This is a genomic window from Vibrio sp. D431a, assembly GCF_030248655.1.
Lineage (GTDB): Bacteria > Pseudomonadota > Gammaproteobacteria > Enterobacterales > Vibrionaceae > Vibrio > Vibrio alginolyticus.
Genome location: NZ_JAHGAP010000011.1, coordinates 60169 through 86484, shown reverse-complemented (window position 1 = coordinate 86484; position 26316 = coordinate 60169). Strand labels below are relative to the sequence as shown.

Below are 26316 nucleotides of genomic sequence, written 5' to 3'. Positions count from 1 at the left end.
TCCATTCAATCGAAAAAGTATAAATTTCCCCAATTCCTCTCTGTATGAAAAGCAATAAAGTTGTTATCATTAGCCCCATTTTTGTGAACTCCAACAGAACTCGGCACTTACTTCGCCGAGTTCTTCGTCCTTGAATTGAAGGAAACGCGTGTGAATATCCAAGCACTTATTAATGACAAAGTATCTCAGGCTCTAGAAGCCGCTGGCGCACCTGCAGGCAGTCCTGCGGCAGTACGCCAATCAGCAAAGCCACAATTTGGTGACTACCAAGCAAACGGCGTAATGGGCGTTGCTAAAAAACTGGGTACTAACCCACGAGAATTTGCACAGAAAGTACTGGATGTTCTAGACCTAGATGGTATTGCAAGCAAGACAGAAATCGCTGGTCCTGGTTTCATCAACATTTTCCTAAGCGAAGAGTTCCTAGCAAAACAAGCGGAAGCAGCACTGGCTGACTCACGTCTTGGCGTTGCAGCAGACGAAGCTCAAACTATCGTTGCTGACTACTCTGCACCAAACGTAGCTAAAGAAATGCACGTTGGTCACCTACGTTCAACCATCATCGGTGATGCGGTGGTACGTACTCTTGAGTTCCTAGGTCACAAAGTGATCCGTGCGAACCACATCGGCGACTGGGGTACTCAGTTCGGTATGCTTATCGCAAACCTTGAACGTGTACAACAAGAGTCTGGCGAAGTTTCTATGGAGCTTGCGGACCTTGAAGGCTTCTACCGCGAATCGAAAAAGCTGTACGATGAAGATGAAGACTTCGCAGTAAAGGCGCGAAACTACGTTGTGAAACTGCAAAGCGGTGACGAGTACTGTGCAGAAATGTGGAAAAAACTCGTTGATGTAACCATGATCCAAAACCAGCGCAACTACGACCGTCTAAACGTGTCACTGACTCGTGACGACGTGATGGGCGAGAGCATGTACAACGACATGCTTCCTAAGATCGTTGCAGACCTAAAAGAACAAGGTCTTGCCGTTGAAGATGATGGCGCGCAAGTTGTATTCCTAGATGAATACAAGAACAAAGATGGCGAACCAATGGGCGTTATCGTTCAAAAACGCGATGGCGGTTTCCTATACACAACAACAGACATCGCATGTGCAAAATATCGTTATGAAGAGCTAAGCGCAGACCGTGTGCTTTACTTCATCGACTCACGTCAACACCAGCACCTAATGCAAGCTTGGACAATTGTTCGTAAAGCAGGCTACGTACCTGAGTCAGTATCTCTTGAGCACCACGCGTTCGGCATGATGCTTGGTAAAGATGGTAAGCCATTCAAGACTCGTGCGGGTGGTACCGTTCGTCTTGCCGACCTTCTAGATGAAGCAGAAGTTCGTGCAGCACAACTGATCGAATCTAAAAACCCTGAACTGGATGCGGAAGAAAAAGAGAAGATCTCTAAAACAGTTGCAATGGCAGCGGTTAAATACTCTGACTTATCTAAACACCGTACGACTGACTACGTGTTCGATTGGGACAACATGTTAGCGTTTGAAGGTAACACAGCACCATACATGCAATATGCATACACTCGCGTAGCTTCTATTTTCGCTAAAGCTGGTGTTGCTATGGACGCTCTCCAAGGCGACATCAAAATCACTGATGAGAAAGAGAAAGCACTTATTGCTAAACTTATGCAGTTCGAAGAAGCGGTTCAATCTGTCGCTCGCGAAGGCCAACCGCACATCATGTGTAGCTACCTATTCGAACTAGCAGGTCAGTTCTCTAGTTTCTACGAAGCGTGCCCTATCCTAGTTGCTGAAGACGAAGCTGTGAAACAAAGCCGTCTGAAACTAGCTGCGCTAACAGCGAAGACCATCAAGCAAGGTCTGTCTCTACTAGGTATTGATACTCTAGAGCGTATGTAATCCGCTTTTACGTAGGTAGCTTAAGTAGCACAAGCTAAATGATGACAAAGGTTGACGTGAAAGCGTCAACCTTTTGTTTTATCTGGCGTATACTGATGTCATTCAATTCAAATCGGACAACATAATGAGTTTTGAACTGCACCCTCAACTGGCAAAAGACACCACCGTTATCGGCCACTTCCCACTGTGTGTGGCGCTTCTGCATAAAGATAACGCCGTGCCATGGGTTATCTTGGTCCCTAAACGTGCAAACCTAAAAGAGCTTCACCACTTGCCAATGCAAGAACAGCAACAGTTTTTGCTAGAGTCTCAAGCGGTAAGCCAAGCACTGGAAGCAACATTCCGTCCAGACAAGCTAAACCTTGGTGCGCTAGGTAATATGGTGCCACAGCTGCACATTCACCATATTGCTCGCTTCAAAGATGACGTAGCATGGCCGGGACCGGTTTGGGGGAACACCAAAGGTGAATTCCGTACAGAAGAAGAGCAAAACGAATTGCTTGGTCGTATTAAGAACGTGTTATCACTGAGCTCTATTTTCCAAAAAGCATAAGCACTGTAAGCGAAAATAATTCGCCTTTGAATACGGCTGAAATAGACAGAGAAAGATTAATACGTATTTGTAACAATCTTTCTCATTTTTCTGGGATTATCACTAAAATAAAACTTGTTTAGACTACCAGCTCAGTTAGAGAGGGTCATCATGAAACAAGTCTTCAACACATTCCGATACGTCAGCTGGATCGCCATTATCTGTTCTATGGCTGCTTCATTCTTGCTTTTTCTTATGGGTGCAGCAAAAACCTATTCGGCATTTGCGGTCTTCATTCTCAATCAAACACCTCCAGAAGCACTCGCACATTTAGATAAAGCAGACATCGCGATCGCTTATTTGATCAAGTCACTGGATACGTTTCTTGTCGCACTAGTTTTGTTCATCTTTGCTCACGGCATCTACACACTATTTATTTCCAACAAAGCTAAAGCGAAAACACAAGAGCAGTCGGTTTTGCATTGGATCAGAACCCCAAACATCGGTCATCTAAAAAACATTTTGGCTGAAGTCATCATCGTGATCTTGTTTGTGAAGTTCTTAGAGCTCGTGCTGATTAACTTCGACAGCTTAGATTGGACGATCTTAACATTACCTATTTCGATTTTAGTTTTAAGTCTTGGTTTAAAGTTCCTAGGGTTAGGCGCGACTAAACACTCTGAAGAACATTAATTTCGCTGTATTCACAAACAATAACCAGCAAAATAAAAGCCGCATCATTGCTGATGCGGCTTTGTCGTTTTTACGTGATAATTTTTAGGTGACTAATTTTGATAGTCGCTACATGGTGACTGTCAGAGACAAACCATCTTGTTTAGTCACTGAGTAGCGAACTCGAGTCACGTCATGAGCTTTATTGGTGTCAACTAGGCGGCTAATTTTGCCCTTCTTAATCCACACACTTAACATCGCGTCAGCACCATCTTCACTCATCCCAAACTGCTTAGCCAGATCTGACTGGGAAACGGTTCCTTTGTCTGCAATGTATTGATAAAGCTCTTTTAAAATCATGCTACTTGCGCCTCTAATGCACCGTTTTGTTTCTTACCAACTCGTTTGAACACACGGTATGTGCCAAAGAAGATAGCTACGATCACTGCCATCCAAATGCCACTTGTCACTGGGCTATCTGCGAAATGCGTCAATTGGTTGTAGAACGTCGCACATAGGTAAGCCAAGCCCATTGTCCAAACCGCGATAAAGCGTGCGAACTTATGACCAAACTCACGTACGTAAGCCCCCATCGCCGCCACACAAGGTGTGTACAGTAGGATAAAGATTAGGTAAGCAAATGCGGCATTACCAGAAGCAAACTGCGATTTGATGTTACCGAAGATAGAAGCATCGACTTCTTGCTCTTCTGCAACGGCATTTGAGTCAGTTAAGTCACCCACTTCAATACCTAGTGGATCTGAGTAGCTCAAACCGGCTAGGTTTTCAGGGATACTCATTACTGCCTCTTCTAGGCTGCCCATTAGATCAAATTCTGTGTCTTCACCGTCTCTTGGCGTAGTGTATAGACTGTTCAGCGTACCAACTACCGCCTCTTTTGCGAAGATACCAGTAATGATACCTACGGTCGCTGGCCAGTTGTCTTCTTGAACACCGATTGGTGAGAATACTGGAGTCACAACTTGCGCTGCTTTAGAAAGCACAGAGTTTTCGCTGTCTTCGTTACCAAAACTGCCATCAGTCCCCAATGAGTTGAAGAAACTCAGAATAGCAACAACGATAACGATGGTTTTACCTGCACCAAGTACAAAGCGCTTTAGCTTTTGCCAAGTTTTGATCACCACGTTTTGTAGCGTCGGAAGCTCGTAATCTGGCATTTCCATTAATAGGCTATCGCTGCTACCTGGGTAAAGCGTGTGCTTAAGGAAAAGACCTGTGAAGATCGCTGCCACAATACCAAGTAGGTAAAGTGCGAATACAATGTTCTGGCCAGAACCTGGGAAGAATGCCGCAGCGAATAGCGCGTATACAGGCAGACGAGCACCACATGACATAAATGGTGCCATAGAGGCAGCCAGTTTACGCTCACGTTCTTGGTCTAGAGTACGAGTTGCCATGATTGACGGTACGTTACAGCCAAAACCAAGAACCAACGGTACAAATGCTTTGCCCGGTAGACCGATCTTCTGCATCACTTTATCTAGTACGAATGCTGCGCGAGCCATGTAACCTGAGCTCTCAAGTACCGCTAGGAACAGGTACAAACACGCGATAACCGGAATGAAGGTTGCAACCGTCTGGATACCACCACCGATACCATCAGCAAGAACCGTCACTAACCACACAGGCAAATGACCGTCTAACAAGTGGTGACCACCATCAACCAACAATGCGCCCACACCAATGTCAAAAAAGTCGATAAATGCACTACCGATGTTAATCGAGAACATAAACATCAGGTACATAACAACAAAGAAGAAAGGAATTCCAATCCACTTGTTCAAAATAAACTGGTCGAGTCTTTCAGTCACACTACGACTTAACTTGCCTTCGCTTCGGCGAACTTTTTTACACTGTTCATGCAGATGCGTGTACTTAGTATCCGCGACATGCAAATCGATATCCAAATCTAACGTCGTAATGACTTCCAATACTTTGCTTCTATCAATATCAGAAAGACTATTGAGCACCATTGTGTCTTTTTCAAGCGCACGAATCGCTAGTGCACGATGAGCGACGGTTTGGTCGTTAAAAAGTGCGGAAACCGTTTGAATTGCCGACTCCATCTTCTCACCGTAATGCAAAGACAATTCCTTAAGTGGCACTCCTTGAACGATGGATTTATGAAGCTTTTCTTTAAACTCTGCCACTTGAGTTTTATTGGTTGCAGATAAACTGACAACCGGACAACCTAACGTTTTCTCAAGCTCTGCAACGTTAATCATCTGACGTTCACGCTTTAGCGCATCCATCTTGTTGAGGACAACAATCATAGGGCGACCAAGTTCGCGAAGTTGCAGCGTCATATATAAGCTGCGCTCTAAACTTGTAGCATCCACCACGTTAATAATGAGATCAGCAGGATGAGTTAGAACCGCACGCGATGCGATGGATTCATCAATACTATTACTATCATTACCACTGTCTAATGAGTAAATACCCGGAAGGTCAGTGAGCAAAAACTCATCCCCAGCATGCTTGAATTGTCCCGTTTTCTTTTCAACCGTGACGCCTGCCCAGTTACCAACTTGCTGTTTTGCGCCAGTTAAACCATTAAATAGCGTCGTTTTACCACTATTAGGGTTACCTACGGTTAGCACTTGATATTGCATTACACTCGCTCCACTTCAATTTTCTGAGCAATTGTTTCTCGCAATGCGACAGACACACCACGGACTTCGACTTGTAAAGGATCGCCCATTGGCGCACGTCGAATCACTTTGACTTCTGTATTGGGAAGCAGCCCCATTACCATGAGTTTCTTTCTGATATCTGATGAAAGACCATCTAACAACCGAATCGTCACCGTATCGCCAGGATTAATCTCTGATAACTTCATAGTGGCCCTTAAGAGTATTGCTAATGAGAAATATTATTATTTAATAAGTTTAGGTTGCCAATATTACTCCCCTATACCCCTTCAATCCTTGTGTGAAATCAAAGATTCCGTAAATGTTTTCACGCTTTCAAACGTTAACTTCGTAAATTTCCTCTCGTTATTTACGTCAAAATTAACAATTAAAAATGACACCTAACGAAACAAAAATGTCACAAACCAAGATAGAAAACAAAAAATGCAAATTAAAACAGTGGGTTAATTAAAAAACAAAACGTTGTCGCTTTTCTCATATAAACATGGCGTTATTTTTATAAGAAAAATAAGTAACCTCTCGTATAGTTACTCCATCGAGAGGGCAACCTCTCTAATAAATTCCAGAGGTGGCATGGCAACATGTCACTCCGGCAGCAAGCGAAGGTGTCCTTGACACCCGTGGTATAGTCCCCCCGGCTATACCACGATATTTTTTTCACCTCTTTCAAAACTTCTTTACCTTATCCATCTTTTCAACACAGTTTTCGTTTTCACGAATGTCGCATGCCATCACTCCCCCAAATGAACAACGCTCTTTTGATACAGCAATACAACTGTCATTTATTTGTTGCAACTATCAGTAAATCATTCTCTTGAAGCCATTTATGCTTATTGCTATGAACATCGCGACTAACAGATAGAACGTGATCGTGCTTACGTGTTGAGAATGGATTTGTAGGCTAGATGTGATGAAGAAACAATGAAACTTACTGCGTTAGCAACTGCAGCAATAATAGAGCACTGTATGCAGCTCCCCAGCATCTTAACTATTAATTAGGGAGCGTATAATGAAGGTTTTCTAGTTAATTTCTTGGCTTTCTTGAGTCAAAGCAAACTTGGAAGGGGGCAAACCAAAATGCAGCTTAAACTTTTGGCTAAAGTAAGATGGATCATTAAAGCCACAGTTAAAGGCGACTTCACTGATTTTCTCACCCGCCAATAACTTTTCACACGCCGTTTCCAAACGAACCTCTGTGACATAGTCTTTTAACGTTCTTGACGAGGCAGATTTAAAACGTCTCTGTAAAGAGCGTTCAGACATATACAGCATTTTAGCGGCTGACGCAGTGCCAAATTCAGGATCATGGTAATGCTCTGCCACTAATTGATAGACTTTTTGCAACCACTCTTTCTCTGGTGTGACTTGATCTTCTGCAATAGTTACAGGATTGAGTTCTTGCTGCGGTTCATCCAGATAACTCCTTTCCTTCGCAGATGGCCATGTAATCTCGACTTTGTTTTGAGCATCAGAAGAGAAGACAGCCAAATAACCACCACTCGTTGTCACTAGTTGGGCAAGGTGGTCAATACTCAACTCAGAGTGATTTAAGTTAGATGGAAGCCCAGTCGAGACTTTATTAGGTAATTGCGTCCCGTAATCAAGAAAGCTCAATGACACAATATCATGTCCCTCTTCTAGCATAATTCTAACCGTTTGACCTCGGAAAGAGCGCTTGATGATATTGGCAAAAATGCTATTGAAAATAACATCAAGATTAAAACTTTCCAGAGCAACCCGGCTCTGCTTGCTCTCATCTTCTAGCTCTACCAAAATACCCGCTTTTGCAAAGTCATCTTGCCATACATCAACCACTGACTGAGTTATCTGACTCAAGTTGTAGTTCTGACTCCCACCACTTACATCACTTGGAACACTTTTGAGTTCATTTAACTGCCAATTCGTTTTAGCCAAATGATCCTCTGTCGCAGTATCCAGAGGCATAGGTAGTTTCGCCACAATAAAGTCGACGCTTGATTTTATGGATAGAGCTACATGGTCTACGAGTAGGTTTCTAACTTGAATCTGTTTACGTAATTGCTGGTTGCTCGTAAGCAACACTCTACTTTGATGTCTTAACTGATTCGTTTTGAGAGTCACTTGAGCTGCTAGATCACGGTTAGCCTGTACAACGTAGCGAGAGCGCCAGAAAACAAGTAATGCGACGACCGCAATACTAGCTACGACAAAGCCTAAAATAGCAAATCGCGATAGATACCAAGGATGAAGGACGATAAAGTGAGATTCTAAACCAACGACTCCAGTGGCAACTTGAGACTCATTACTGACCTGCAAGTGATATTCACCGGAACTAAGGTGCTCGAGTGTCAGTTGGCCCCCCTCTAACGTTTGCCATGGGTCATCGTTGTTCAATCGATAGTACAAATTTTGACTGTCTGGTTTTGGCATCACACCGAATAAAAAACTCAGCGAAGATCCATATGGCAGTGTGAGCCCATTCAGATCGGCACTACCAACTTGCAGAACTTCATTTTCAAGCACTACTTGGCTAACAATAAACTTAGACTCTGGGGGATTAGATACAAGCAGCTTGGATGCTTCTGCTTTTACGAGTCCGTACTTCGACCCCAGAACAAGCTCTCGCTCACCAATTTCTGTCTGCTGTATAACGCTACAAATACCAGGGAGGAACTCATTGTTCATTAAGCCTGATGACGATGAGTAATGTTTCACTAACTCACCCGAAAGGTGGTAATAGCTTAAACCGACAGAGGAAGCTAACCATACACCTTGCCTGTCTCTGATCAAGCAAGCAGGTCTGGCGTTGGGCTCACTCATTTCAACAACACGTTTTTCATCGCTTCGTGTATCAGTTTTAAACACACCATAAGATGAAGCAAACCACTGGCTGCCATCAACCGCCGTGGTCATGTCTAATGATTCACCAAACTTTTCTGAAAAACGGATAAACTGGATGTTGTCATTACTGTATTGGTATACGCCATGATCGGTGCCTATTAATAGGGCGTCTTCAGTATCATATAGGCGCGTAACCTTAGCAGGCAAATACTGACTTACTAGCCACTCACTTCCAAAGTTTCGTACGCTTTGTGCAGCAGTATCAACATTGTAAAGATGGTATCCGCTTGATACCCAAAGACGGTCATCACCATCAACGGTCACATGCTCTACGGCATGTCCAGCCATAACCTGTAAATAAGGAAATGTAATCTTGTTGAGACCATTTAGCTCAAATATTTCCAGCCCTTTTGAGGTTGCAAGCCAAAGCATGCCGTTTTGAAACGCAAATTCATTGATCTGCGACTCCAACTCTAAGACTTGGTTAATCCCACTCTTTCCTGAACGATAAATCTTTCGGTCATCAGCAAACCAAAGCGCACCATCAGGACCTTCAATAGTTTGCCGAATTCGTCCTGATAGGGTGTGTGAGTCATAACTACTAAAGGTCACTCGTTCAAATTTTTTACTAAATAGCGAGTAATAACGAATACCTTGGTTAGTCGCAATCCACATCCCTCCCATATTGTCGCTCAACAACGAATAAATCTTCGTGTTATCTAACTCTAACTCAAGAAAGCTTGCAGGCGCGACTTCGGTGACCTCACCTGAAAAAAATGAGTACAAATAAAGGCCATGCTCTGTCCCCACCCAATACTCTTGATTTGTCTCTGCGAATGTCAAAACATGTGAGCCGCCAATTCTAATCACTTCTTTATCAGGCTGGTAAATGTTGAAAATTAAAGCGCCACGCAATGTACCTATCAAAATTTCTCTTCGCGTGTGTGAATAATAGACTTTCTCAATGTAGTTTTGACCTGAGGCAGCGACATGGTCAAACTTATCACCTTCAGAAAGATAGAAGCCGGAAGTCGTTGCTAGTGCCCACTTCGTTTCAACTAGCACCGCATCATTAATGTAAACGTAGCTATTATTACTATGTTGATAGAGCTGCAATAGAGAGAAAGAGTTTAACTCGCTAGTGTCGATATTGTAGGTATAGAAATGCGCGCCATCACTCACCCAAATATAGTTCTTTGAAGACCCTATTTTTCTTATTTGTGAGCCTGGATTTAAACTAAAGACTAAACGTCGCTCCTGATTTGGATAAGTTCGATAGACCTCATTTTCAATAAAGGTCCAAAAAGCACCTTTATGATAAGCCAACTGCTTAGCCGACGTTTGTAGGAAGCTACCTGATTTAGGCAATATAGTTTGACCATCGTAAAACAGGACTCGTCCGTGTACGTCATGAATCCACAAACCGCCCTTTTCACCCAAGAACAACTTTTTAGCCGCGATAAAAGTACCCTTTGCCTGAGTTGGCAAAGGGTAAAAGATTGCATTTGCATTATGAAGCGCAAATGCTTGGTAGGATAAGACAAAGCCCAACAGAGCAAGGGCTAATTGGCGTAGCAAGACGAAAACCTTTTGTATCAATTTGTGCTCTGAAAGTGACCGTTCATCGTTTGTAAAACATGGATTGATACGGTTATTTTGAGCTGATAATTATTGGTAATGATATCTCAATTACTTTCTGAGAAAAGGCTCGCCTTACCAAAGGTTGTAATTCTTACTACTGGATCACGTTAAAAAGACTACTCCTACATTACGACAGCACTTAATCTGACTTTTTGTTCAAGCATTGCTCAAAACTATTCGCCATATTGTTGAGAAAAGTAAAGTAACTGCCAGGTTTTGCTTCAATTGTACTCCCTAACGGGTCAAGCTCGCCTTTAGTGACATCACTGCCTCTCATTACGCTCTGAACGACAGCCGGGGTAAACTGAGGTTCAGAAAATACACAAGCCACATCTCCACCACTTAGCTTTTGACGAATTTGAATTAAGGTCTTCGCTCCTGGCTTGCGTTCCGGGCTCACAGTAAAATGCCCCATTTGATTTAGTTCATAACGATCTTCGAAATAACCGTAAGCATCATGGAATACAAAGTAACCTTTGTTTTTTACTGGTGCCAGCTTCTGCTTTATCTGTTGGTCAGTGTCTTTTAGCTCGAGTTCAAACTTTTTGAGGTTCGCTTGATATTGAGCTGCATTTTCCGGATCAAGTGATACAAGTTGATTCACAACAGCCTTGGCCACTTGTTGTGCTTGGCTTACACCTAGCCAAAAGTGCGGATCATGTGAGCCATGATCGTGCCCATCATGGTCATGGTTGTGCTCACTATCAAATTCACGCAATTCTAGATTTGGAATTTGACTAATAGTCAAAGTATTCGATCTATCCGAAACAACTTTCTCTAGAAACGGTTCAAGATCATGTCCGTACCAGATAACCAAATCAGCCGAAGCGACCTTTTTAACATCCGATGGACGCAAAGCGTAGTCATGGGGTGATGTGTTAGACTGCAATAACACGTCTGGTGAAGTTACTCCTTGAGTAAGCTCTGTTACTAACAACTGAATAGGTTTGATACTCGTCAGTACCGTTACCGCCTGTACTGGCAGTGTTAACATTGCTGAGGCAGCAAGAATTAATGCTCTTTTCATAGTTTTACTTGGGATATGGCGTGGAAAGTGAGATAATGTTACATTATAACATTATTGATTTGCAAATGAGTTTCATTCATGTCTTCCTTAGTCCATCTTGAGCAGTTATGCGTCGAGTTCGATGGCCGCAGAGTTCTCGATAACATTAGTATGGAATTAGAAAAGGGCAAAATAACTACCCTAATTGGTCCCAATGGAGCGGGAAAATCAACGTTAGTCAAAGTTATCTTAGGTCTTCAAAAGCCAACTAGCGGCAAGTTGAACCGACAAAGAAAACTGAAAATTGGTTACGTTCCTCAAAAGTTGAAGCTCAATGACTCCCTTCCATTGAATGTAACCCGCTTTCTAAATTTAGCAGGAAAATACAGTAAGCAGGAGTGCATTGATGCATTACGGCTTGTTGGCGCTGAACATTTACTTAATAGTAATATGCATCGCTTATCCGGTGGTGAAAACCAACGAGTGTTACTGGCTCGCGCTCTGCTTCAACGTCCTCAGCTATTGGTATTAGACGAACCAGCTCAGGGGGTGGATATCCAAGGTCAAATCGATCTCTATGACTTAATTGAGAGCATTCGTCACCGCTTTGATTGTGGCGTATTTATGGTATCGCATGACTTACATTTAGTGATGGCGAAAACGGACGATGTTATTTGTCTGCATCACCATGTTTGCTGCTCAGGTTCACCTGCCACTATTACTCAGCACCCTTCTTACATCGCACTATTTGGCAATGCAGCGAGAGAGTCTCTCGCGTTTTATCATCACGACCATGAGCACCATCATCACGATTTATCCGGAACGCCAGTAAGCGGTGATGCGATATCATGCTCCCACCATAAACACGGACATCACCATCATGATTGAGTTTCTCCTACCTTCTATTCTTGCTGGTATTGGTATCGCGATCATTGCCGGTCCACTTGGGTCATTTGTCGTTTGGCGTAAAATGGCTTACTTCGGAGATACCCTAGCTCATGCATCGTTAATGGGCCTAGCGCTGGGCTTCTTGCTCAACGTAAATCTCTACCTTGCGCTACTCGTCTGCTGTTTAGCTCTGGCCGTTTTGCTTGTCACTCTGCAAAAGCAACAACTTGTGGCTACAGACACGTTGTTAGGTATCTTGGCACACAGTGCACTCTCTATCGGTTTAGTATCGGTTAGCTTTTTGGAAAACGTGCGCGTCGATTTAATGAGCTACCTATTTGGGGACTTACTTGCCGTCTCTCCACAAGATCTGATGTTTATTTACGCAGGTGTTGTTGCGGTAAGCGCGTGTTTGTACGTCTTCTGGCGCCCACTGCTTTCTAGCACTGTCAGTGAAGAACTTGCCGCTGTTGAGGGCGTGAATACAGACTTAGTTAGATTGGTGTTAATGCTAATGGTGGGTGTAGTAATCGCAGTAGGTATGAAGTTCGTTGGCGCGTTGATCATGACTTCGCTCCTAATTATCCCAGCCGCAACAGCACGTAAAGTCTCTTCATCACCAGAGCAAATGGCATTGTTCGCATCCATTATTGGCTCTGTGGCAGTACTGATGGGGCTTAGCCTATCATGGCACTTCGATACACCGGCCGGCCCTTCCGTAGTGATCAGCGCAACATCCTTATTTATGCTGAGCCAGCTGATTAAAAGCAAAGCATAATCGCATTGAGTATTAAACGCGAAAGACCTTGCTAACAACAAACATAAATCCACGGAAACGGAAAAAGAAAAGCCTGCGAAGTCGCAGGCTTTTTAATACTTATTAAGTAGTGTGGTCGATTACCAACCCGTCACTTCACGTAGACCTTGGCCAATCTCTGCTAGAGATTTCACAGTTTTAACGCCAGCCGCTTCTAGTGCAGCGAACTTGTCTTCAGCAGTACCTTTACCACCAGAGATAATCGCACCAGCATGGCCCATACGCTTACCAGGAGGCGCAGTTACACCAGCAATGTAAGAAACCACTGGCTTCGTTACATTTTCTTTAATGTATGCTGCTGCTTCTTCTTCTGCAGTACCACCGATCTCACCGATCATAACGATCGCTTCTGTCTCAGGGTCTTCTTGGAACAGTTTTAGGATATCAATGAAGTTTGAACCCGGGATTGGGTCACCACCGATACCAACACAAGTAGACTGGCCGAAACCTTCGTCAGTGGTTTGTTTAACTGCTTCGTAAGTTAGAGTACCGCTACGAGATACAATACCTACTTTGCCTTTCTTGTGGATGTGACCAGGCATGATACCGATCTTACACTCATCAGGAGTGATAACGCCCGGACAGTTAGGACCAATCATGCGAACGCCAGTTTCTTCTAGCTTCACTTTCACGTCGATCATATCTGTAGTAGGGATACCTTCAGTAATCGTTACGATTAGCTCGATACCCGCGTCAATCGCTTCTAGGATTGCATCTTTACAGAAAGGAGCTGGTACGTAGATGACTGTCGCTGTTGCACCAGTCGCTTCTACTGCTTCGCGAACTGTGTTGAATACAGGAAGACCTAGGTGAGTTTGGCCGCCTTTACCTGGAGACACACCACCAACCATTTGCGTACCGTATGCGATAGCTTGCTCTGAGTGGAAAGTACCTTGACCACCAGTGAACCCCTGACAGATTACTTTAGTGTCTTTGTTAATTAATACAGACATTATTTAGCCTCCGCAGCAGCAACAACTTTCTGAGCAGCATCAGTTAGCGACTCAGCAGCAATGATATCAACATCAGAATTAGCAAGAACTTCGCGACCTAGGTCAGCGTTAGTACCTTCAAGACGAACAACAACAGGTACGCTTACGCCTACCTCTTTAACCGCACCGATAATACCTTCTGCGATCATGTCACAACGTACAATACCACCAAAGATGTTAACAAGTACCGCTTTCACATTGTCATCAGATAGGATGATCTTGAATGCTTCAGCAACACGCTCTTTCGTCGCGCCGCCACCTACATCTAAGAAGTTAGCTGGTTTGCCGCCGTGTAGGTTTACGATATCCATCGTACCCATTGCTAGGCCTGCACCGTTAACCATACAGCCAACGTTACCGTCTAGTGCTACGTAGTTCAGCTCCCACTGAGCTGCGTGTGCTTCACGCTCATCTTCTTGTGAAGGATCGTGCATTTCACGAAGCTTAGGCTGACGATACAGTGCGTTTGAGTCGATGTTGATCTTACCGTCAAGACATAGCAAGTTGCCTTCGCCAGTAATCACAAGTGGGTTGATCTCTAGCAGAGCAAGATCGTACTGAGAGAACATAGTGCCAAGACCCATAAAGATCTTAACGAATTGTTTGATTTGGTCGCCTTCAAGACCAAGTTTGAACGCTAGCTCACGACCTTGGTAAGCTTGTGGACCTACTAGTGGGTCAATTGCTGCTTTGTGGATGAGTTCTGGCGTTTCTTCCGCAACTTTTTCAATTTCCACACCACCTTCGGTAGAAGCCATGAAAACGATCTTACGGCTAGCACGGTCAACTACCGCACCTAGGTATAGTTCGTTCGCAATATTTGAAGCTTCTTCAACAAGGATTTTTGTTACTGGCTGACCGTTAGCGTCAGTTTGGTAAGTCACTAGGTTTTTACCTAACCACTTCTGTGCAAACTCTTTAACGCCTTCTTTTGTATCGTGTAGCTCTACGCCACCCGCTTTACCACGGCCACCAGCGTGAACCTGACATTTAACTACTTTCTTGGCTGTACTAATACGGCCTGCGGCTTCAAAAGCTTCTTGTGGTGTATCACACGCGTAGCCTTCTGGCACAGGCAAACCGAATTCTGCAAACAGCTGTTTGGCTTGGTATTCATGCAAATTCATTTCGATATTCCGTTTGTTTTTCCCTTAAGGGATTTATTATTTCCATAACGCTGCAGTCTTGGCTGCTTGTACGTCTGTAGGGTCTTCTCAAATCAATCCTTCATCATGAGTTCTCATACTGAAGGATTCAAATGAAGGCCAAACGTTGAGCTAGTCTAGCCATTGAAATTTTTAACGTCTAGCTACCTACGATAACTAGACGTTTTAGCGATATTAAACGTCTAATAGGAGACGTGCTGGGTCCTCTAGTAACTCTTTAATCGTTACTAGGAAGCCAACTGATTCACGACCATCAATTAGGCGGTGATCGTAAGATAACGCTAGGTACATCATCGGCAAGATTTCAACTTTGCCATCCACTGCCATCGGACGCTCTTGGATCTTATGCATACCAAGAATCGCTGATTGAGGTGGGTTGATGATTGGTGTAGACATTAGTGAACCGAACACACCACCGTTTGTGATAGTGAAGTTACCGCCCATTAGCTCGTCTACCGTTAGCTTGCCATCACGACCTTTAATAGCCAGCTCTTTGATGCCTTTTTCAACATCAGCGAAACCAAGCTTGTCACAGTCTTTTAGGACAGGTGTAACTAGACCACGTGGAGTTGATACCGCCATGCTAATGTCGAAGTAGTTGTGGTAAACAATGTCATCGCCATCAATCGAAGCATTTACTTCTGGGTAACGCTTAAGCGCTTCTGTTACTGCTTTCACGTAGAAAGACATGAAGCCCAAACGAATACCGTGACGCTCTTCGAACTGATCTTTGTACTGCTTACGAAGGTCCATGATTGGTTTCATGTTCACTTCGTTAAACGTCGTTAGCATTGCCGTGTTGTTCTTCGCTTCTAGCAGACGGTTAGCGACTGTCTTACGAAGGCGAGTCATTGGAACACGCTTCTGACTGCGAGCCGCTGCCGGCACGTCAACCACTGCTGGCGAGTCTTCTTTTGACGCAGATTTAGCGTTCGCAAGATGCGCTTCAATATCTTCACGCGTAATACGACCACCAACACCAGTGCCTTTCACTTGGCTTGCTTCTAAGCCATGTTCAGCCAACAAACGGCGCACTGCTGGGCTTAATGCGTCATTACTTTCTTCGCTAAGCGCAGCTTTGTGACGCTTATCAGGAGATGCTTCAGTACCTTCTGTTTTGTCTGCAGTTGGTTCACCTGCAACTGCGCCTGGCTTCAATTTAGCAATGATTTGTTTAGAAAGTACTGTCGCACCTTCTGCTTCAACAATAGCTTCTAAAACGCCAGCTTCCGGAGCTGGAACTTCTAGCACAACTTTGTCTGTTTCGATGTCAACCAAAACCTCGTCACGCTCTACTGCGTCGCCTGGTTGTTTGTGCCATGTCGCTACGGTTGCATCAGCAACTGATTCAGGTAAATCTGGAACCAGAATTTCAATTGTCATATCTGTTTCTTCCTTTAACTTCTAATTCTTAATTCGAAGTTTTTGAGTTCACGTTCAGAGCGTCTTCAACCAACGCTTTTTGTTGTTTCAAGTGCACCGACATGTAGCCAACTGCTGGCGAAGCAGAAGCTGGGCGACCTGCGTATTTAAGATTTGCACCTGCAGGAATAGCGGCACGGAAGTTATGTTGGCTACAGTACCAAGCACCTTGGTTCTGAGGTTCTTCCTGACACCACACGAAGTCTTCAACGTTAGTGTATTGAGCAATTGCTGCTTGTACTTCTTCCATTGGGAATGGGTAAAGCTGTTCAATACGCACGATAGCAACATCGTCTTGCTCGTTGTTACGGCGCTGCTCTAGTAGGTCAAAGTAAACCTTACCAGCACAGAACACGACACGTTTCACTTTGCTTGGTTCTAAATCATCTACTTCTGGAATTGCAGATTGGAATGTACCATCCGCCAAGTCTTCAATCGTTGAAGTACATAGAGGGTGGCGCAGCAAAGATTTCGGCGACATAACAATGAGAGGTCGACGCATTGGGCGTACAACCTGACGACGAATCATGTGGTACACCTGAGCCGGTGTTGAAGGAACCACAACCTGCATATTTTGCTCAGCACAAAGCTGAAGGTAACGCTCTAAACGTGCAGATGAGTGCTCAGGGCCTTGACCTTCATAACCATGAGGTAGAAGCATAGTAAGACCGCACAAACGCGCCCACTTTTGCTCGCCTGACGAGATAAACTGGTCGATAACAACTTGTGCACCGTTGGCAAAATCACCAAACTGTGCTTCCCAGATAGTTAAACCACCTGGTTCGGCTGTTGCGTAACCGTATTCAAACGCCAACACAGCTTCTTCTGACAATACTGAGTCAAAGACTTGGAATGGCCCTTGGTTGTCATGAATATTCGCTAATGGAATGTAAGTGCTTGCATCGGTTTGGTTATGAAGAACCGAGTGACGGTGGAAGAAAGTACCACGACCCGAGTCCTGACCAGAAAGACGAATACGCTTGCCATCGTCAACCAATGTAGCATACGCCAATGTTTCAGCCATACCCCAGTCAATGGCTTTTTCACCGGTCATCATTGCTAGACGATCGTTGTATAGCTTATTAACACGGCTTTGCAGTTTATGGCTTTCTGGGTACTGACACAGACGATTGCCTAGCTCAATAAGGCGTGTCTTGTCGTATTTTGAATCCCACTCCATATCCCATTCGTGCCCTAAGTAAGGGGACCAGTCTACAGAGTGCAACGCCATTGGACGCCATTCTTTAACAACCACTTCACCGCGATCTAATGCATCGCGATACTCATTGACTAACTGAGTCGCTGTCTCGATATCTGATTCATTTTTATCGATCAGAACATCTGCATACAATTTGCGTGGTGTAGGATGCTTTTTGATTTTCTGGTACATCAAAGGCTGAGTCGCATTTGGCTCATCCGCCTCATTGTGGCCGTGGCGACGGTAACACACAAGATCGATCACGACATCGCGCTTGAACTCGTTACGGTAATCCAATGCAATGCGAGTAACAAAAGCAACTGCTTCTGGGTCATCTGCATTTACATGGAAAATTGGCGCCTGCACCATCTTCGCGATATCGGTACAGTACATCGTAGAACGCGTGTCACGAGGATTAGACGTCGTAAAGCCTACTTGGTTGTTGATGACGATACGTACCGTACCACCAACTTGGAACCCACGAGCAAGAGACATGTTGAACGTTTCGGCAACCACACCCTGACCAGCGATTGCAGAATCACCGTGGATGGTGATAGGAAGCACTTTGCTACCTTGATTATCACCCAAGCGATCTTGACGTGCTCGAACTGAGCCCATGACTACTGGGTTTACGATTTCTAGGTGCGACGGGTTAAATGCAAGTGCTAAGTGAACATCACCGCCAGGAGTCGCAAAATCAGCAGAGAAACCTTGGTGATATTTCACATCACCCGTACCCCAAGTTTCGTCGTGTTTACCGGCGAACTCATCAAACAGGTCTTGAGGTTTCTTACCAAGTACGTTCACCAGCATGTTCAAACGACCGCGGTGAGCCATACCGATAACCACTTCACGCATTCCACTTGTACCCGCATGACGGATCAACTCTTTCGTCATCGGAATCAGCGCATCACCACCTTCTAAAGAGAAACGTTTTGCACCTGGGAATTTCGCCCCGAGGTAACGCTCCAAACCTTCAGCGGCTGTTAGCTCTTCTAGGAATGTGCGCTTCTCATCTTTGTTGAATGATGGCTGGCCTACGACAGACTCAAGGCGTTGCTGAATCCAACGCTTTTGCTCTGTGTCAGTCATGTGCATGTATTCAGCACCGATGGAACCGCAATAAGTTTTGTTGAGGGCTTCATAGATATCTTTCAACTTCATGGTTTCTTGCCCAACAGCAAAAGAACCTACGTTGAAAGTTTCTTCGAAGTCATCTTCGGTAAGATTATGAAAAGCAGGGTCTAACTCCGCCACTGTTGGGCGTTGCCATAGACCTAGTGGGTCTAATTCTGCAGCTTCATGCCCGCGGAAACGGTATGCGTTGATTAGCTGTAGAACTTTTACTTGTTTTGCATCGACATCTGGGTCACTAACTTGGACATTGTAATGCTTTGTTTCTCTAGCGAGTCGTCGGAAGTAGTCACGGACACGTGAATGTGGTTGTTCTGCCACTTCTTCTGATGGCTTAGGCAAGCCTTCAAAAACACGTTTCCACTCCTCACTTACCAGATCGGGATCACTTAGATACAGTTCGTAGAGGTCCTCTACATACGTTGCATTGGCGCCAGCCAAGTGTGAAGACTCGAGCCATGCCTTCATCACGCCGTTGTGCATATTTTCCCTTAACCAGTAGTTTTCACGTTTGCTTCGGTCTTTGCCGAGCTATAAGAGCCGACTAAAAATACGGTCGGCAATTTTTGTATTCTTTACTCGAATATTACTGAAGCAGTGAAGCGGTCATATCGGGTGATCCGCAACACTGCGACATTCCTAAGAGCGAGTAAATTAAACCGAACGATTAACCAACATCGACTTAATGTGACCGATGGCTTTCGTCGGATTTAATCCCTTAGGACAAACACTTACACAATTCATGATGCCATGGCAACGAAAAACGCTAAATGCATCATCAAGATCAGACAAACGTTCATCTGTTGCCGTATCGCGGCTATCAATTAGCCAACGGTACGCTGCGAGAAGACCAGCTGGGCCGATGAATTTATCAGGGTTCCACCAGAATGATGGGCAAGACGTTGTACAACATGCACACATGATACATTCGTACAATCCATCTAAATGCGCACGATCATCAGGCGATTGTAGGTTCTCACGTGATGGTGGTAATGCACCATCATCAATCAAGAATGGTTTAACTTTCGCATAGTTATCATAGAACTGCGTCATGTCAACGATAAGATCGCGCACGACAGGTAACCCTGGTAGTGGACGAATAACTATCTTATCGCCTTGTAGAGCAGATAACGGTGTGATACACGCTAGGCCGTTTTTACCATTCATATTCAAACCATCAGAACCACATACCCCTTCACGGCATGAGCGACGGAACGCGATGCTTGGATCTTGCTCTTTTAGCAGAATCAATGCATCAAGCACCATCATGTCTGAGCCTTCGTCTACCTCAAGGGTATACTCTTTCATGTAAGGCTTGGTATCCACATCCGGATTGTAACGGTATAAAGAGAAGTTTAATTTCATAGTCGTATCCTCCCTTTAGTATGTACGTACTTTCGGCGGGAAAGCTTCACGATGCGTTGGCGTCATGTTCACATCACGCTTAGTCATCGCTTCTGTTTCCGGATTGTAGATAGAGTGGCATAGCCAGTTCTCATCATCACGCTCAGGGAAATCGAAACGAGCATGTGCGCCACGACTCTCTGTACGGTAGTTTGCTGCAACGGCAGTTGAAAACGCGGTTTCCATCAGGTTATCAAGTTCTAGACACTCAATACGCTGCGTGTTGAACTCTGAAGACTTGTCCGCTAGATGCGCATCTTTCAAACGTTCGCGAATCACTTTCAACTCTTCTAGACCGGTTGCCATCGCATCGCCTTCACGGAATACCGAGAAGCTGTTTTGCATGCATGCTTGTAGGTCTTTACGAATCTGAACTGGATCTTCACCACCAGTGCTGTTTTCCCAACGCATAGTACGCGCTAGAGACGCTTCAATATCAGATTCTGTTGCAGGACGAGCTTCTGCTTGCGCTGCTAGCGTTTCGCCAAGGTGCAAGCCAGTAGCACGACCAAATACGACCAAGTCTAGTAATGAGTTGCCGCCCAGACGGTTAGCACCGTGTACCGATACAGAAGCAATCTCACCACATGCGTAAAGGCCTTGTACTTCCATCTCGCTACCGTCGGCCTTCTGCTTAATTGCTTGGCCAGAGACTTGAGTAGGTACACCACCCATCATGTAGTGACAAGTTGGAATTACTGGAATTGGCTCTTTCACTGGGTCAACGTGTGCAAATGTACGAGACAGTTCACAGATACCTGGTAGACGTGATTCAAGTACTTCTTTACCAAGGTGATCAAGTTTCAACTTGATATGTGGACCCCAAGGACCATCACAGCCGCGGCCTTCACGAATTTCAATCATCATTGAACGAGCAACCACGTCACGACCAGCAAGGTCTTTCGCGTTTGGTGCGTAGCGCTCCATGAAGCGTTCACCATCTTTATTTAGAAGGTAACCACCTTCACCACGACAACCTTCCGTCACTAGAACACCCGCGCCAGCAATACCTGTTGGGTGGAACTGCCACATTTCCATGTCTTGCATTGGAACGCCTGCGCGAAGTGCCATACCAACGCCATCACCCGTGTTGATGTGCGCGTTAGTGGTCGATGCGTAAATACGACCTGCACCACCTGTAGCTAGAATGGTTGCTTTCGATTTGAAGTAACAGATTTCACCCGTTTCCATACAAATCGCAGTACAACCCATGATTGCGCCGTCTTGGTTTTTCACAAGATCCAAAGCGTACCACTCCGAGAAGATGGTTGTTTTGTGTTTTACGTTTTGCTGGTAAAGCGTGTGAAGAAGTGCGTGACCAGTACGGTCTGCAGCAGCGGCTGTACGAGCAGCCTGCTCACCACCAAACTCTTTAGATTGGCCACCGAATGGACGTTGGTATATGGTACCGTTATCAAAACGAGAGAATGGAAGACCCATTTTTTCAAGCTCGATAACTGACTCAGGACCATTTTTACACATGTATTCAATCGCGTTCTGGTCACCGATGTAGTCGGAACCTTTAACGGTATCGTACATGTGCCATTGCCAATCGTCTTTGTGCGAGTTACCCAGAGCAACGGTAATGCCGCCCTGTGCAGACACAGTATGAGAACGTGTTGGAAATACTTTTGACAACAAAGCACATGATAGGCCTTGCTCTGAAATTTGTAGTGCAGCGCGCATACCTGCACCACCAGCGCCGATTACTACGGCATCAAACTCACGAACTGGAATAGACACTTACGCACCCCACAGAATAAATAGACCAGAGAAGACATAGCCGAATAGCACGGCAATAACACCAAGTTGTAGTGCGCCACGTAGTTTCGCGCACTTAATGTAATCAGTTAATACTTGCCACAAACCAACCCAAGCGTGAATCAGGATCGAGACAAGTGCCAACATGGTGAATACTTTAGTGAAGGTACCACCAAAGAATTGGGTCCAAGATGCGTAAGAGATATCTGAAAATGCACAGAAGCTAATCAGATAAATCGTGTATAGCGTCATAATGATTGCAGTTGCACGAATTAGTAGGAAATCGTGTACACCATTACGACCAAATGAAGATACGTGTTTTACCATACCAAGATCCCCGCCAATAATGATAATACTGCTGTTGCACCAAACGCGACTTTAGCGCTCATCGTGCCTGAATCTAGTTCTTCAAAGTGACCTAGATCCATCAATAAGTGACGGATACCACCTGCGATGTGGTAGGCAAGTGCAGTAAGAATTCCCCACAGGATGAATTTTACGAAGAAGCTATCGACGATGTCAGCGGCTTCCATAAAACCCATTGGGGATGACAGAGAAATGGATAGTAACCACAGTAATATACCCACCGCAACAAACGTAATTACCCCAGACACACGGTGTAGGATGGATGCGATTGCTGTGATAGGAAAGTGGATGGTCTGTAAATCTAAATTAACAGGTCTTGACTTTCTTTCTTTCACGGGCTTGCTCACTCAGCTCCATTGAGCATTTATTGTTATAACCAATTTCAGCTTCCAAACGTACAAAAGTTAACATCTATTTAACAAATATCGCGAGTAACCACTCAGATAAGTGTAAACAAGTTGTTAACAAACGGAATCCAGCAACAAACCTCACTCTTTGTTTCTAGCCCCGAATTTATAAGGATTTAACTAAAATTTTCTTTGCCAATATACGGCGAGCAACATTCTAATACAATTGGTGTAACAAATTATGCTACATAGAACAGATTTTTAACGATTTTCATGAGAAAAATCATAACAAGTGCACACAAAGATGGAGAAAAATTGACTTTAAGCTTTAACAACAGTACAAAAATGGCACATAAACATCCTGGACGGATTAAATAATAAACAAAGGAGATTGTTATGGCGGATAAGAAAGCGACCCTTCATGTTGAAGGTCAAGCGCCAATCGAACTGCCAATTATGGACGGTACGCTAGGTACACCTGTAATTGACGTTCGTAAGCTGGGAGCCAATGGTTACTTTACTTTTGACCCAGGTTTTCTTGCCACTGCATCTTGTGAATCATCAATCACGTACATCGATGGCGGCAAAGGTATTCTTTTGCACCGCGGTTTCCCGATTGATCAATTAGCCAATAACGCAGATTACTTAGAAGTATGTTACATCCTTCTTTATGGTGAAGCCCCTACCCGAGAACAATACGAGCAATTCAAAACGACCGTTACTCGTCACACAATGGTACACGAGCAAATCGCAAGCTTTTTCCATGGCTTCCGACGCGATGCACACCCAATGGCGGTAATGTGTGGTGTAGTTGGAGCACTTGCAGCCTTCTATCACGACTCTCTTGACATTAACAACGACGAACACCGCGAAATTGCAGCGTACCGTCTGCTGTCAAAAATGCCAACACTGGCGGCGATGTGTTACAAATACTCTATCGGTCAGCCATTTATTTACCCTCGTAACGACCTTAGCTACGCAGAGAACTTCTTGCATATGATGTTCGCAAACCCTTGCGAAGAGTATGAAGTAAATCCTGTGGTTGCCCGTGCGATGGATAAGATTTTCACTCTACACGCGGATCACGAACAGAATGCGTCGACATCAACTGTTCGTCTAGCTGGCTCTTCTGGTGCGAACCCATTTGCATGTATTGCCGCTGGTATTGCATCCCTTTGGGGACCTGCTCACGGTGGTGCAAACGAAGCCTGCTTGAGAATGCTAGAAGAGATTGGCAGCGTCGATAACATCCCTGAATATGTAGACCGCGCGAAAGACAAAGATGACCCATTCCGCTTAATGGGCTTTGGTCACCGCGTTTACAAGAACTACGACCCACGTGCGACAGTAATGCGCGAAACGTGTCATGAAGTTCTCAAAGAGCTAAACATTCAAGACCCTCTGCTAGACGTTGCAATGGAACTTGAGCGCATTGCGCTTTCTGATGAGTACTTCGTGTCTAAGAAGCTGTACCCGAACGTAGACTTCTACTCAGGTATCATTCTTAAAGCGATTGGTATTCCAGTTTCTATGTTTACGGTTATCTTCGCGATTTCTCGTACCATCGGCTGGATTGCTCACTGGAACGAAATGCACAGCGATCCACTGAACCGCATCGGTCGTCCTCGTCAGCTATACACTGGTGAGACACAGCGTGAGTTTTCTCCACTTCACGAACGTGAATGATCTTTTTAGTTAGAAGATAAACAAAAGGGTTGAGATTTTGTCTCAACCCTTTTTTCTTTTCAGCGTTTCACGTTATGAATAGCGAACACTAAACCGGATTATCAATATCGATAAACTCCACATGTAGGCCATATTCATCCGCTAGCCATTTTCCTAAAGCCTGAACACCATAACGCTCAGTAGCATGATGACCTGCAGCAAAGTAATGAATGTCCATTTCACGAGCGGTATAAGTGGTACGCTCTGAAATTTCTCCAGAGATAAATGCATCCAGCCCGTGTTGTACAGCAAGTTCAATGAAATCTTGCCCTCCACCAGTGCACCAACCGACTGTCTCAATCATCTTATCGGTATTCTCTGGAGCAATATGCAGTGGTTCTCTATCAAGAACTTGATTGATCTTGCTCGCAAACTCAGCACCAGACATCGGTTTTTTCAAGCGTCCAAACATGGCTACTGATTGAGGGTGTCCTTCAAGTCCACCTTCTACTTCGATTTCAAGTAAGCGAGCTAATTCGGCGTTGTTGCCTAGCTCTGGGTGAATATCCAGAGGAAGGTGATAACCATATAAGTTGATATCGTTTTTGATCAGACTACGAATTCGTTTACCTTTCATACCACGAATTGGCTCAGGTTCACCTTTCCAAAAATAACCGTGATGAACGAGTAATGCGTCTGCATTAAGCTCAATCGCTTTATCGATTAAGGCTTGAGAGGCAGTTACGCCAGTGATAATACGCTTTACGGCTGGCGTCCCTTCTACCTGTAACCCGTTTGGTGCGTAATCTTTAATTAACTGCGGTGACAGTTTGTCATTAAGAATCTGTTCTAGCTTTAAGTTATTCATTATTACTTCCAATTTCTAGCGCATGTAAACCTAAATAACCTCTCGATGAAATCAGACCGAGAGTGTGCAACCTAGTTGATACAACAACGTTTTGACATCTGGCACCTTGATATCATTTAGGTCTTTAAAGTGTATCTCGAACCCTAATATCGATGCTAGCCACCCTACCCTCAAAAGCAAATTTAGTTACAATAACAAAGCTTGTCGCCTCACCATACATATAGGGATACGGATGAACCAACTGCAACGCTTTTACCAATGGATCGCCACTTCACCTCCTCTTTTCAAGTTACGCCCTCCGTTTACAACCTTAGAGGATCTTTCGGTAACGCCTTTAAATAACGCTGAGCAATACAATGGTAATCCAAGATTGGGCTTTTTATATCAGCACTTATGCACTGCAGTTCTCTCTAGTTCAGAACGATATCAGGTTATCGCGGAAGAGGTTCAGTTAAACGACATCGAAGGTAAGACTATTGGTGCTATCGACTTGGTGTTGCGGAATACAGAATCAAATCAAATAGAACACTGGGAAGTAGCGATTAAGTTTTATCTTCTTTATAACGGCGTATGGTATGGTCCGAATGCTCACGACCAGCTGCATACAAAACTGAATAGAATGCTTACTCATCAGTTGAAAATGAGCGATCGCCCGGAATTTCAAAAAATAATTCCGTTAAACGACGCTCCACAAGAACGTCTATTGATGCAAGGACGACTCTATATTAATCCGTTTACTCCAGAGCCAACTCCTAGCGAGTGCTTGGGTTATGAATTAAATCCAAGTCAGATTAGTGGTTACTGGTGCTATCAAAGTCAATGGGATTTAATTGGTAAACCCCTTTATCATTTACATAAACCATGCTGGGCGATCGGAACAGACGATTTCTCTCAACCTATTGAAAAGCCTTTAGATCGATTCATACACGCACAAACGGAAGACGGTCAATTCTGGTTTGTGGTACCAGATTCATGGCCCGGAGATAAAGCTGTTCGGGGCACTTAAACATGAAAGGGTTGATGTTTTCACATCAACCCTTTGCTAGATACATTGACCATTG

At 44.5% G+C, this 26316-nt stretch carries 21 protein-coding genes; 7 read left to right on the top strand and 14 right to left on the bottom strand.

Going from position 1 to position 26316, the window contains the following annotated elements; translation table 11 throughout:
- Nucleotides 1-150 precede the first annotated feature (150 nt).
- The 3 genes from argS to KJB35_RS09545 all read left to right on the top strand — a co-directional run bounded on the left by argS (nt 151) and on the right by KJB35_RS09545 (nt 3109).
- Nucleotides 151-1884 (top strand): arginine--tRNA ligase, encoded by a 1734-nt coding sequence (argS, locus tag KJB35_RS09555; protein ID WP_005388349.1) that lies wholly within the window; start codon nt 151-153, stop codon nt 1882-1884.
- A gap of 124 nt (nt 1885-2008) precedes the next feature.
- Nucleotides 2009-2437, top strand: coding sequence for an HIT domain-containing protein (locus KJB35_RS09550; RefSeq protein WP_005382194.1), 429 nt, complete (start codon nt 2009-2011; stop codon nt 2435-2437).
- A gap of 150 nt (nt 2438-2587) precedes the next feature.
- Complete coding sequence (locus tag KJB35_RS09545) at nt 2588-3109, top strand: YqhA family protein (RefSeq protein WP_042523163.1); 522 nt, start codon at nt 2588-2590, stop codon at nt 3107-3109.
- 108 nt (nt 3110-3217) lie between these two features.
- On the opposite strand, the gene KJB35_RS09540 is transcribed toward KJB35_RS09545, so the two are convergent.
- The 5 genes from KJB35_RS09540 to znuA form a co-directional block, all read right to left on the bottom strand.
- Entirely contained in the window at nt 3218-3448 is a 231-nt protein-coding gene (locus KJB35_RS09540) for a FeoC-like transcriptional regulator (protein WP_005426709.1), read from the bottom strand.
- Nucleotides 3445-5721 carry a Fe(2+) transporter permease subunit FeoB gene (gene feoB / locus KJB35_RS09535; RefSeq protein WP_213908051.1) on the bottom strand — a complete coding sequence of 759 codons (2277 nt, stop codon included), beginning with the start codon at nt 5719-5721 and terminating at the stop codon, nt 3445-3447. Before feoB ends, KJB35_RS09540 begins: the two co-directional genes overlap by 4 nt.
- The gene (locus tag KJB35_RS09530) at nt 5721-5948 is read right to left on the bottom strand and encodes a FeoA family protein (RefSeq protein ID WP_005382190.1); all 228 of its coding nucleotides are present in this window, start codon (nt 5946-5948) and stop codon (nt 5721-5723) included. Before KJB35_RS09530 ends, feoB begins: the two co-directional genes overlap by 1 nt.
- An 832-nt stretch (nt 5949-6780) precedes the next feature.
- Nucleotides 6781-10158 carry an AraC family transcriptional regulator gene (locus KJB35_RS09525; RefSeq protein ID WP_005382189.1) on the bottom strand — a complete coding sequence of 1126 codons (3378 nt, stop codon included), beginning with the start codon at nt 10156-10158 and terminating at the stop codon, nt 6781-6783.
- A gap of 202 nt (nt 10159-10360) precedes the next feature.
- Nucleotides 10361-11248 (bottom strand): zinc ABC transporter substrate-binding protein ZnuA, encoded by an 888-nt coding sequence (gene znuA, locus KJB35_RS09520; protein ID WP_025998632.1) that lies wholly within the window; start codon nt 11246-11248, stop codon nt 10361-10363.
- A gap of 78 nt (nt 11249-11326) precedes the next feature.
- Between znuA and znuC the strand changes: the two genes are divergently transcribed.
- Both znuC and znuB read left to right on the top strand, forming a co-directional pair.
- Nucleotides 11327-12115, top strand: a complete 789-nt coding sequence (gene znuC / locus KJB35_RS09515; RefSeq protein ID WP_017634809.1) for a zinc ABC transporter ATP-binding protein ZnuC — start codon at nt 11327-11329, stop codon at nt 12113-12115.
- Nucleotides 12108-12893, top strand: a complete 786-nt coding sequence (gene znuB, locus KJB35_RS09510) for a zinc ABC transporter permease subunit ZnuB (protein ID WP_005382183.1) — start codon at nt 12108-12110, stop codon at nt 12891-12893. The genes znuC and znuB overlap by 8 nt, the downstream gene beginning before the upstream one ends.
- Before the next feature lie 119 nt (nt 12894-13012).
- Here znuB and sucD read toward each other — a convergent pair whose 3' ends face one another.
- From sucD to sdhC, 8 genes are all read right to left on the bottom strand, one after another.
- Nucleotides 13013-13885 (bottom strand): succinate--CoA ligase subunit alpha, encoded by an 873-nt coding sequence (gene sucD / locus KJB35_RS09505; protein WP_005382181.1) that lies wholly within the window; start codon nt 13883-13885, stop codon nt 13013-13015.
- Nucleotides 13885-15051 (bottom strand): ADP-forming succinate--CoA ligase subunit beta, encoded by a 1167-nt coding sequence (gene sucC, locus KJB35_RS09500; RefSeq protein WP_005382179.1) that lies wholly within the window; start codon nt 15049-15051, stop codon nt 13885-13887. Before sucC ends, sucD begins: the two co-directional genes overlap by 1 nt.
- Before the next feature lie 213 nt (nt 15052-15264).
- The gene (gene odhB, locus KJB35_RS09495) at nt 15265-16473 is read right to left on the bottom strand and encodes a 2-oxoglutarate dehydrogenase complex dihydrolipoyllysine-residue succinyltransferase (RefSeq protein ID WP_005382177.1); all 1209 of its coding nucleotides are present in this window, start codon (nt 16471-16473) and stop codon (nt 15265-15267) included.
- 28 nt (nt 16474-16501) lie between these two features.
- A complete protein-coding gene (gene sucA / locus KJB35_RS09490; protein ID WP_005382176.1) occupies nt 16502-19327 on the bottom strand; it encodes a 2-oxoglutarate dehydrogenase E1 component in 2826 nt (941 codons plus the stop codon).
- A gap of 171 nt (nt 19328-19498) precedes the next feature.
- Nucleotides 19499-20209 (bottom strand): succinate dehydrogenase iron-sulfur subunit, encoded by a 711-nt coding sequence (locus KJB35_RS09485; protein ID WP_005382174.1) that lies wholly within the window; start codon nt 20207-20209, stop codon nt 19499-19501.
- A gap of 15 nt (nt 20210-20224) precedes the next feature.
- The gene (gene sdhA, locus KJB35_RS09480) at nt 20225-21991 is read right to left on the bottom strand and encodes a succinate dehydrogenase flavoprotein subunit (RefSeq protein WP_005382172.1); all 1767 of its coding nucleotides are present in this window, start codon (nt 21989-21991) and stop codon (nt 20225-20227) included.
- On the bottom strand, nt 21992-22336 hold the full coding sequence (gene sdhD / locus KJB35_RS09475) for a succinate dehydrogenase, hydrophobic membrane anchor protein (RefSeq protein WP_005382169.1): 345 nt from the start codon (nt 22334-22336) through the stop codon (nt 21992-21994).
- Complete coding sequence (gene sdhC, locus KJB35_RS09470; protein ID WP_017634811.1) at nt 22330-22722, bottom strand: succinate dehydrogenase cytochrome b556 subunit; 393 nt, start codon at nt 22720-22722, stop codon at nt 22330-22332. Before sdhC ends, sdhD begins: the two co-directional genes overlap by 7 nt.
- Nucleotides 22723-23118: 396 nt before the next feature.
- Between sdhC and KJB35_RS09465 the strand changes: the two genes are divergently transcribed.
- Complete coding sequence (locus KJB35_RS09465) at nt 23119-24408, top strand: citrate synthase (RefSeq protein ID WP_005382163.1); 1290 nt, start codon at nt 23119-23121, stop codon at nt 24406-24408.
- 88 nt (nt 24409-24496) lie between these two features.
- Here the strand turns inward: KJB35_RS09465 and KJB35_RS09460 are convergent, their stop codons facing one another.
- A complete protein-coding gene (locus tag KJB35_RS09460; RefSeq protein ID WP_005393019.1) occupies nt 24497-25255 on the bottom strand; it encodes a Nif3-like dinuclear metal center hexameric protein in 759 nt (252 codons plus the stop codon).
- 232 nt (nt 25256-25487) lie between these two features.
- Between KJB35_RS09460 and KJB35_RS09455 the strand changes: the two genes are divergently transcribed.
- Entirely contained in the window at nt 25488-26261 is a 774-nt protein-coding gene (locus KJB35_RS09455) for a DUF1853 family protein (RefSeq protein ID WP_064369057.1), read from the top strand.
- Nucleotides 26262-26316 lie beyond the last annotated feature (55 nt).